Origin of the sequence: Candidatus Nitrotoga sp. 1052, assembly GCF_927312905.1 — a bacterium.
In the GTDB taxonomy this organism is placed as follows: Bacteria; Pseudomonadota; Gammaproteobacteria; order Burkholderiales; family Gallionellaceae; genus Nitrotoga.
In genome coordinates this window covers 1-9441 of record NZ_CAKMHQ010000096.1, presented here as the reverse complement: position 1 = coordinate 9441, position 9441 = coordinate 1, and the positions used below count along the sequence as shown (strand labels likewise).

Annotated in this window: 9 protein-coding genes and 1 pseudogene; 4 read left to right on the top strand and 6 right to left on the bottom strand. The window is 47.3% G+C overall.

Going from position 1 to position 9441, the window contains the following annotated elements; translation table 11 throughout:
• Positions 1-492: 492 nt before the first annotated feature.
• The gene (gene tsaD / locus MJ768_RS14940; RefSeq protein ID WP_239292856.1) at positions 493-1497 is read left to right on the top strand and encodes a tRNA (adenosine(37)-N6)-threonylcarbamoyltransferase complex transferase subunit TsaD; all 1005 of its coding nucleotides are present in this window, start codon (positions 493-495) and stop codon (positions 1495-1497) included.
• A 5-nt stretch (positions 1498-1502) separates the two neighbouring features.
• On the opposite strand, the gene plsY is transcribed toward tsaD, so the two are convergent.
• Positions 1503-2117 (bottom strand): glycerol-3-phosphate 1-O-acyltransferase PlsY, encoded by a 615-nt coding sequence (gene plsY / locus MJ768_RS14935; RefSeq protein WP_239292855.1) that lies wholly within the window; start codon positions 2115-2117, stop codon positions 1503-1505.
• Between the two features lie 92 nt (positions 2118-2209).
• On the opposite strand from plsY, the gene folB reads away from it, so the two are divergent.
• Positions 2210-2572 carry a dihydroneopterin aldolase gene (folB, locus tag MJ768_RS14930; protein ID WP_239292854.1) on the top strand — a complete coding sequence of 121 codons (363 nt, stop codon included), beginning with the start codon at positions 2210-2212 and terminating at the stop codon, positions 2570-2572.
• Positions 2573-2600: 28 nt separating this feature from the next.
• Here the strand turns inward: folB and tyrS are convergent, their stop codons facing one another.
• Both tyrS and MJ768_RS14920 read right to left on the bottom strand, forming a co-directional pair.
• Positions 2601-3797 (bottom strand): tyrosine--tRNA ligase, encoded by a 1197-nt coding sequence (gene tyrS / locus MJ768_RS14925; RefSeq protein WP_239292853.1) that lies wholly within the window; start codon positions 3795-3797, stop codon positions 2601-2603.
• Positions 3798-4184: 387 nt separating this feature from the next.
• Positions 4185-4790, bottom strand: coding sequence for a 2OG-Fe(II) oxygenase (locus MJ768_RS14920; RefSeq protein WP_239292852.1), 606 nt, complete (start codon positions 4788-4790; stop codon positions 4185-4187).
• Positions 4791-5341: 551 nt separating this feature from the next.
• Between MJ768_RS14920 and erpA the strand changes: the two genes are divergently transcribed.
• Positions 5342-5692 carry an iron-sulfur cluster insertion protein ErpA gene (gene erpA, locus MJ768_RS14915; RefSeq protein WP_239292851.1) on the top strand — a complete coding sequence of 117 codons (351 nt, stop codon included), beginning with the start codon at positions 5342-5344 and terminating at the stop codon, positions 5690-5692.
• 127 nt (positions 5693-5819) lie between these two features.
• On the opposite strand, the gene MJ768_RS14910 is transcribed toward erpA, so the two are convergent.
• Positions 5820-6923, bottom strand: coding sequence for an anhydro-N-acetylmuramic acid kinase (locus MJ768_RS14910; RefSeq protein WP_256449874.1), 1104 nt, complete (start codon positions 6921-6923; stop codon positions 5820-5822).
• Between the two features lie 25 nt (positions 6924-6948).
• A complete protein-coding gene (locus tag MJ768_RS14905; RefSeq protein ID WP_239292849.1) occupies positions 6949-8262 on the bottom strand; it encodes a M23 family metallopeptidase in 1314 nt (437 codons plus the stop codon).
• A 447-nt stretch (positions 8263-8709) separates the two neighbouring features.
• Between MJ768_RS14905 and MJ768_RS15560 the strand changes: the two genes are divergently transcribed.
• Complete coding sequence (locus MJ768_RS15560) at positions 8710-9252, top strand: hypothetical protein (RefSeq protein WP_445083011.1); 543 nt, start codon at positions 8710-8712, stop codon at positions 9250-9252.
• Positions 9253-9322: 70 nt separating this feature from the next.
• On the opposite strand, the pseudogene MJ768_RS15555 reads toward MJ768_RS15560, so the two are convergent.
• A pseudogene (locus tag MJ768_RS15555) lies at positions 9323-9441 on the bottom strand (IS30 family transposase); the annotation flags it as partial.

The window sequence follows — 9441 nt, the reverse complement described above, 5'->3', positions numbered from 1 at the left end:
AGCGCATGTACCCACACTCGTCGGTTGTCTGTAAACTTTTAAAGAACGGGCTGCCGTAGCAGCGAGAGGGGCGCATTATACAGAGCAAATAACGATGGTCAAGCATTTTGTTTGTGTAGCGCGGAGAATATACTTCCGAGACTTGTGGTACATGATTTGCTCGGATTAACTCAGCCCTTATTTTTACTATGTCACAAATGGATCAAGCAGCATCTGTGTATCAAGCGGATTATCGGCAACAGCAGGTGCGGCGAAGGCGCGAATCTGGTGCGCCGTAGCCACTTACGTGCTGATTGCCCTTATCCCGGATTGTCCAGATAACAGTGTCAGCGCCACCCAAATTCATCATTCGCTCTGTGGACAAGGACGGGAGGAGGGCAAACGAAGAGCCGAATAACTCAAACAATTCACAAGCACTACACTGGTCTTCACACAGAGAGCTCATACTTGCAAAACGCTACAATACGTCCCTCATTATAAATAACTGCCACTATGAAACTGATCTTGGGTATTGAAAGCTCATGTGATGAAACCGGTGTCGCCATATATCACGTCGAGCGTGGATTGCTGGCTCATGCACTGCATACCCAAGTTGCCATGCACAATGAATACGGCGGTGTGGTGCCGGAACTGGCGTCACGCGATCACATTCGTCGCATGCTCCCCTTAATACGCCTGGTAGCATATGAAGCCGAATGTCGCCTGCAAGATATGAACGCCATCGCTTATACCCAAGGCCCCGGTTTGTCAGGTGCATTATTAGTAGGCGCAAGTATTGCTTGTTCGCTGGCGTATTCACTGAATATTCCGGCCATTGGCATCCACCATCTAGAAGGACATTTGTTATCCCCGCTGTTATCCGATTCCGCACTGAAATTTCCATTCGTCGCGCTATTAGTTTCCGGCGGACATACCCAACTCATGCGCGTGGATGGTGTAGGCAAATATACTTTACTAGGGGAGACATTGGATGATGCCGCTGGTGAAGCTTTCGATAAGAGTGCCAAGCTTCTTGGCCTTTGCTACCCAGGAGGCCCCGAACTGGCTAAGCTGGCTAATCAAGGTCGGCCCGGTCGTTTCCATTTGCCGCGCCCCATGCAACATAGCGGCAATCTGGATTTCAGCTTCAGCGGACTAAAGACTGCAGTGCTAACTCTAACTCGTCAACACACACTAGATGAACAAACCCGTGCCGACATTGCCTATGCAACGCAAGAAGCAATCGTGGAAGTGCTGACCACCAAGTCGTTGGCTGCACTAAAACATACTGGACTTAATCAACTAGTGATCGCCGGCGGAGTAAGTGCGAACCAACATCTTCAAGCGCAACTCAACAAAGCGGCCAGCAAAAGCGGCTTTCACGTGTTCTATCCTAATCTTGAATTTTGCACTGATAACGGTGCCATGATTGCCTTTGCTGCAGCGCTACGCCTGCAAGAGCAAGAGACGAAAAGCGATTACCGTTTCAACGTCAAGCCGCGCTGGGATTTGCAATAACTCAACTATTCCGAATGATTGCCTCCCTTCTTATCAATGCGGCTTTCCTTGCCCGCCAACAAATTCTGAATATTGCTCTTGTGACGCCAGATCATCAATGATGATATCCCCACCAACGTCAGCACAAATTCGGACGGTAAAGCCAATTCCATAGCATAGATAGGCGCACCCACGGCTGCCAGCAATGCCGCAAGTGAAGACAGGCGGAACACCAATGCAACCAATATCCAAGTCGCTAATACCGCCAACCCCAACCACACATTAAGCGCCAGCAGCACACCCAATGCAGTAGCCACACCCTTACCGCCTTTGAAGCGCAGGAAAACAGGAAAAAGGTGACCAAGAAATACTGCAAGCGCCACTGCTGCAACCAGCAACGAATTACCGTCCTGTGGCTCAAAATGTTGAGCCAGCCACACCGCCAGCCAGCCCTTCGCTGCATCACCCAACAATGTTAATATCGCAGCCCATTTATTGCCACTACGCAGCACATTGGTCGCGCCCGGGTTATGCGAGCCGTAAGTGCGTGGATCGGGCAATGCAAACAATCGGCTCATTATGACCGCGAAAGAAATCGAACCCAATAAATAAGCACACACAACAAAAAACAAGATCATCATTTGAAATACCTTAAAATGCGCTATTGGCAAACTTTTTTTAAATTTATTAAAGCAAGCAAACGCCAAGCCAATCAAACTCAAACAGCTTTTTCATGGATATTATTTTTCTACGCGAACTTAAAGTTGAAACGCTCATCGGTGTATACGAATGGGAGAAGCGCGTTCCGCAAACTCTGCAGCTGGATATGGAGATTGCCCTACCGAATACTCGCGCCTATCAGAGTGACGATATACACGATGCACTTGATTACTCCGAAATCGTGCGCCACATCCAAAGCGCACTCAGCAACCACCACTTCAACCTGCTGGAAGCATTGGCCGAACATATTGCCCAGATTCTGCTTGCCGACTTCAACGTACCCTGGGTCAAAGTTAGCGTAGCCAAATTAAACGCTATACGCGATAGCCGCATGGTGGGCATATGCATTGAACGCAGCCAGGTCAAACCGAACTGATGCTGAAATTCCAAACAACTAATTCAATCTAGTTCACCGTCACTCGCGCAAATTTGCGCTTACCTACCTGAGCTACCACCACTGCACCCGTTTGCAGTTGCAGGGCTTTATCGATTACCCGTTCGCCATCCAGCTTTACTGCTCCCTGAGTAATCATACGCAAGGCTTCCGATGTGCTTTCTACCAGCCCGGCCTGCTTGAGCAATTGAGCAATTCCTATAATCCCTGTACTAGCGGAAACCGATATTTCCGGCATGTCTTCTGGTAGCACGCCTTGTTTGAAACGCGCCTCGAATTCAGCTAACGCCTTTTCGGCTGCGGCTCGACTATGGAAGCGCGTGACTATTTCTTGCGCTAGCAAAACTTTAATGTCGCGTGGATTTCGCCCTTGCTCTACCTCTGCGCGCCATTTGGCAATGGTGCTCATCGACTCAAATGACAGCAACTCCAGATAACACCACATCAATTTGTCTGAAACAGACATTAACTTGCCAAACATTTCCTGCGCCGACTCGGTAATGCCGATATAATTACCTAGAGATTTGGACATTTTGTTGACGCCATCCAACCCCAACAATAATGGCATGGTAAGCACGCATTGCGGAGGCTGGCCGTAATGTTTTTGTAGCTCTCGTCCCATGAGTAGATTGAATTTCTGGTCGGAACCGCCTAACTCTATGTCAGCTTTGAGCGTCACCGAATCGTAACCCTGAATCAGGGGATAAATAAATTCATGGATAGCGATTGCCTGACTGTTCTTGTAGCGCTTGCCGAAATCATCGCGCTCCAGCATGCGCGCAACAGTATGGGTAGCAGCTAGCTTAATTAAGTCAGCCGCGCTAAATTTGTCCATCCAAGTAGAATTAAAAACAATTTCGGTTTTATCCGGATCCAGCACCTTGAATACTTGCTCACGGTAACTTTCTGCATTTTCTAATACCTGTTCGCGTGATAACGGTGGGCGAGTCGTATTTTTGCCAGTCGGATCGCCTATCATGCCGGTAAAATCGCCAATCAAAAATAACGCATGGTGACCAAGCTCCTGTAACTGTCGCATTTTGTTGAGTAATACAGTATGCCCAAGATGCAAATCCGGTGCGGTTGGATCAAATCCGGCCTTGATGCGCAAAGGTCGACCCAGTGCCAATTTGGTATTTAATTCAGTTTCCAACAACAGCTCGTCGCAACCACGTTTAATCACGTCTATTGTTTCTTGTAAGGTCATGTTGAGCAGACTTTTGTATGTTCGTTATTAATTGGGGTAGTAATCACTTATCCGTAATACAAAAATGGAGCTCGCAAATTAGCATAAATCATTTGTGTCCATTATTGACAGTCCTCAAGCTCTTCCCTTAAGGCGATGGAGTTGACCAATATGACCGGGGAGAATTGCGACGCAGAGTGGATCGTTCAACCACAGGCCGCGAAATTCTGACATTCAGAACCCCAGTGGAGGCATTTTCGGAAAACAGATGCGCTATATTATAAACTCGGCCATCAAATAGATTGATCAGAACACCCGGATTCCGGCCTTCGCGGGTATGACTAATCGTACTATTTAATGGCCGACGCTATAAGCCACCAAGTGTTGCACTTCGAAAGTTAATCCGCGTTATTTTAATTCTTCAACTGCAATTCCATATTCAGAAGTCCATGGAACAGGCCACGCCCAAACAGTTAATGAGAATTTAGTTCCAGATGTTATGTCAAGAACTTGATGAGGGTGCGTAACCTGTCCCGGCCAAAAAAGAGCATGTCCAACGGGAAGATTTTTATTGTTGTAATCTTGCCGAGGAAAAACAAGATCGCCCCCAGTAAAGTCATCATTAAGCTTTACGAGCATTGACACCAGAGAGACGTCATGATGCAGTTTCATATTCTTTACATCATTTGGTCCATAACGTACAAAATAAGGAGAAGTAAATCCTAAAATATTCAACAGTGGAAATACATAAAGAAGAGAAGGGAGGCATTTGTCCATAATTTGTTTGCAAATATCTATTGAAAATATTCTGCTTAAATTATAGAGGTTAAGTTCAGAAGCGGAATATCCATCTGGATTGTGCGCATAAAACAATTCTGGTCTTGAATCTAACTCTTTAATAAGAGCTGCACAATATTCAGGCGTCCAAAAAGGAGTCGAATATATGTCATTCGCTACCTCTGTGAATACTCCACATTTATTTGCTATGTAATCTTTGCTATGTAAAATTTTCATTTTTATTTAATTCTAAAAAAGCCTGAGCTCCTGGTTCGTCAGTTTTTTATATAATGTATAAAATAATTATATTTATTTCCGTCCGTCATTTATATATTGCTGTCAGTCATTATAGAGCCGATCATTAAACAGTAAGCCGTTCGCCCTGAACCTGCCGAAGGGAGAGTTGGTTTCGACAAGCTCAGCCTGGACGGATTTAAACCTTTTAAAGGCCGACTCTATAAAAACCCCCAATGATTAGCATCGCATCCTGATTACATTACTACATTACTTGCATATAAATTAAATTGATATTTAAAGCCAATTTATTTTTAATAAAATAAATATTACACTTACTTGAAATATGTGTCTATCTCTAGCTCCCGCCTCTTCAAATATGAAATGAGCCTGAAGGGGCTAGATGTAGCATATCAACTTAATTTCAAGTATCATATATATATCAAGTATGATTTCCTGTGCTAAAGCTGTTTGAGTGATGCTACGACTGATAAGTGATGCTATTAGGGCTAAACAGTGCGAAATGAGTAGTTTACTAATTTACGGAGGTAGTCATGAACGCAGTAACCGAAATGCAAGACCCACTGGTATTTACCGACAGTGCGGCCAATAAGGTTAAAGCAATGATTGAAGAAGAAGATAATGCCAACTTAAAGTTGCGCATTGCCGTAAGCGGTGGCGGCTGCTCCGGTTTTCAGTATGGTTTTACCTTAGATGAAGTAACCAATGAAGATGACACCGTACTGAATAAAAATGGCGTGCAGTTGTTAATTGACCCGATGAGCTTCCAATATCTGGTGGGCGCTGAAATCGATTATCAGGATGGGTTAGAAGGGTCGCAATTCGTAATCAAGAACCCAGGCGCTACTTCCACCTGTGGTTGTGGATCATCTTTTTCAGTTTAACCAAAATAATATAGATGTCTAGCGAGATGGCACAAGCTCTCGCGCATTTATTACGCCAAACAAATTTATTCCTATTTCAATTTTTGCAGGGAAAACAATCTATCAATGATGAATGATGGAATTGAAATTAAGCTGAATAAATCGCACCGAGTATACAGGGGTGACGTGCACCAGTTACAGCGACCAAATTGACGCTATACCCGTATAAACGTTGCTGTGCCAGCCAAGCAAATGCGATGGCCTCCAGCCAATCAACTCCCATGCCTAGTGTGTCCGTGGCTTGAATACGGCAATCGGGCAGGGAGATGCCCAGCTTTTGCACTAAAGCTTGATTATGTGCGCCACCTCCACACAAATAAATCTCTTGCGCGCCATCACAAAAACAATTGATTGCGTCTGAAATAACGCGACTGCTAAATGCGAGCAGAGTGGCCTGTACGTTGACAGGCGCTTCGTCACCACGTAGCTTGCTGTTCAGCCAGGCTATGTTAAACAAATCACGGCCACTGCTTTTCGGCGGCACGGCATGCAAAAAAGGTTCGTCCAGCAACTTCTGCAGCAACGCTGGAATGATCTGTCCGCTAGCGGCCCACGCACCATCCCGATCATAAAGCTCTCCACAATGTAGAGCAATCCATGCATCCATCAGCATGTTGCCCGGACCGCAATCGAAGCCTGTAGTATGACGCTTGGGTGACAGGTCAGTAAGGTTGCTGATGCCACCGATATTGACAATAACGCGATGAATGCTTGGATGGCGCAATACTCTGTCGTGGAAAGCAGGAACGAGCGGGGCGCCCTGTCCTCCTGCGGCGATGTCACGGCTGCGGAAATCACTAACTACAGTAATGCCGCTCAATTCAGCCAGCAAGGCCGCATTGCCCAGTTGCAGAGTATAACCTTGGCTCGGGCGATGCCGTATAGTCTGTCCATGGCAGCCAATAGCGCGCACTTGATCAGGCGTGATATTTGCTGCTCGCAGTAAGATTGCCGTTGCTGCCGCATACAAGCTCGCTAATTCATTGCTGATTAACTGCATCTGATGTAGCTCGTCATTTGTAGGGTGGTGCAGGACTAGTAACGCGTCCTTGAGCTTTCTTCCGTAAGCCTGGAAGTAGGTAGCGAGCAACTTGGGGTAGCTTGTGGAGAAATCAACCAAGACAACATCAATGCCGTCCAGGCTGGTGCCAGACATGATGCCTATATAAAATTCAGAATGGTTCTGAACTATTTGAATCTGCTTAGCGCGATTTTGTTCAGTCAAGTTTGGCCAAGTTACTGTCGCGCAACAAGCCCAAGCGTGCGGTCAGACTGCGGGTAGCTTCTTGGAAGGCAAGCTTCTGCGTATTGTCTAGGGGGGCGGCATTCGGCAATGCAACACGCAAGGGGTCGCGATGTTGAGCATTGACCATAAATTCATAATGCAAGTGCGGCCCCGTGGCCAAGCCAGTCATACCGACAAAGCCAATAATATCCCCCTGCCCCACACGCTGGCCGCGGCGCAAGCCGCTAGCAAAACGCGAAAGATGTCCATATACGGTGGTGTGGTGGCTCTGATGCTCCACCATCACAACATTACCATAACCGCCTTGTTTGCCGACAAAGGATACAGTCCCATCGGCAGTTACCTTAACCTTAGTGCCTAGCGCTGCGGCATAGTCCACGCCTTTATGCGCACGCCAAGTGTTCAGCACCGGGTGAAAGCGCGACAGACTGAAGCCGGAACTAACGCGTGAAAATTCAAGTGGTGAGCGCAAAAATGCCTTTCGTATGCTCTTACCATCTGGCGTGTAATAATCACCATGGCTGCTATCAGCCTTGAAGTACACCACGCGGTAGCTCACGCCTTGATTGATGAACTCGGCAGCCCGAATACGTCCGGCACGAACTGGTTCGCCGTTGTTGTAATCCATTTCGTAAACCACGCTGAATTTGTCTCCTTTGCGTAGGTCACGATGGAAGTCAATATCGCTACCAAAAATTTCAGCTAATTGGTTGGCAGTCGTTTCCGGCAAGCCAATTGCATCGGTCGCAGCAAACAGAGTACTGCTAATCTCACCAGTACGCATGAGCAGACGTTGTTCAAGCAGGGGGGGCTGTACGCTGGTCTTGAGGCCGCCAATGCCTTTCTCAATAAGGATCTGGCTGCCGTTATTATCAAGGTAACGCAACGCCAGCAGACTACCATCCGCATTGGTTTCAGCTTGCACGAATTTACCTACGGCAAGTTGGCGGAAGGATGCCGCGGATTGATCGCGACGCAGATATTCGCTGGCAGAGGAATCTTCTACTTGCATACGGCGCAGGAGTTCAGTTACTGTATCTCCGCGTTGCACGCGTTCATTGCGCCAGAATGTAGCGGCCTTGGAATTGGTGGTACTAGTAATAGTTAGAGTGTCATGGGGCAGGACGATTTCTTCCGCGACCATTGTAAGGGATGTATAGGCATTGTCAGACTGCGGTACAATTCCAAATGCAGTGACCACGCCAAGCAAGGGCAGGCTGGATAAGGCAACGAGCCAGCGCAGCTTTAATTTTTTTTCTTGTGTCAGGGTATTTTGGCTTAACATTTACGTTTACGTCTCCTAGCTACCGCGTTCTCTAAAGGTTATGAGCACTATTTTTTCGAATTATGCACAACTTTACCAGAAAGCGGCCATCCCTCAAAGTCCATCGTCCAGATACCGACCAATGGTTAAAAAATGAGAATGAGCGGTTAACATATTTTAGGACGTCTCTGAAAACTCACTACCAACCGCCCACTGAGCCACCAGTTACGCCTAGAATTTTGAGATAATGCGTCCATCATCCCTCTACCCAATCTTTCCATGCTCGCACCCACATATCCAGTCTTTTTTGGTGTTAAGACACGTACCGCCAAGTGACGGCGATGGGTGACCCGCTGGTGAAACTCAATGCCTGGATCAACTGTGAAGTCTTTCGACCTGATCTGCACGGGTGCATGAGAAGGAAAGGAAGAACTACACCGAAGCTAAGCCCACATTGATGTGGTGCTCATGGTCAAAATGCTGGTTCTCCAGCACCTGCACCATCTTGCCGACGAAGGGATTGAATACCATGTACGCGACCAGCTCTCTTCATGTGTTTTCTCGGACGACAACTGGAAGACCGGGTGTGCCGATAGCGCCTGCCGTTCCATGGAACAAGAAGAAAAATTGGCTGCTGACAACATGCCCAGCCAGATTTGCGATAAGGGTACGCGTGGGCATCCCCTGACGGATGCGCAGACGAAAAACAACCGGGTCAAATCCAATGTGCGGGCGCTGGTTGAGCATGTCTTTAGCGCTCAGGCGAAAAATGGGGGGCATATCGTGCGCACCATCGGCCTGAGGCGGGCGCAGGTGAAGATCGGGATGATGAACCTAATTTACAGTATGAAGCGTTTGGTACAACTGATCGTGCGCGATGTGAAGACCTCCTTCCGGGCGGCTTGTGTCACCAACGTGGTTGGGCACCCACTATGGCATAAGACAGGGGAAATCATACTAGAAAGGTCTGTCTCGGTGTTTAGTCAGCGCGGAAATCAGGTGGCGTCCTGAAAAAACCAGGAAATACTTAAACGTGGCGGGATTCGTCACGATTTATAGAGGTATTTTATATTACGCGGATTCAAGTTCGAAGTGCAACAGCCAGTGGTTGCTTAGTGTAGCGTAATTCCACCCCAAAAAATACCTCATGCGGGGTTCTAAATCTGAGTACTTTTCGAGGTCGGTGGTTGATCCGCTCTA

Coding starts and splice junctions, on each gene's coding strand:
- tsaD (WP_239292856.1), top strand. CDS start 493: ATGAAACTGATCTTGGGTATTGAAAGCTCATGTGATGAAACCGGTGTC.
- plsY (WP_239292855.1), bottom strand. CDS start 2,117: ATGATGATCTTGTTTTTTGTTGTGTGTGCTTATTTATTGGGTTCGATT.
- folB (WP_239292854.1), top strand. CDS start 2,210: ATGGATATTATTTTTCTACGCGAACTTAAAGTTGAAACGCTCATCGGT.
- tyrS (WP_239292853.1), bottom strand. CDS start 3,797: ATGACCTTACAAGAAACAATAGACGTGATTAAACGTGGTTGCGACGAG.
- MJ768_RS14920 (WP_239292852.1), bottom strand. CDS start 4,790: ATGAAAATTTTACATAGCAAAGATTACATAGCAAATAAATGTGGAGTA.
- erpA (WP_239292851.1), top strand. CDS start 5,342: ATGAACGCAGTAACCGAAATGCAAGACCCACTGGTATTTACCGACAGT.
- MJ768_RS14905 (WP_239292849.1), bottom strand. CDS start 8,262: ATGTTAAGCCAAAATACCCTGACACAAGAAAAAAAATTAAAGCTGCGC.
- MJ768_RS15560 (WP_445083011.1), top strand. CDS start 8,710: ATGGTCAAAATGCTGGTTCTCCAGCACCTGCACCATCTTGCCGACGAA.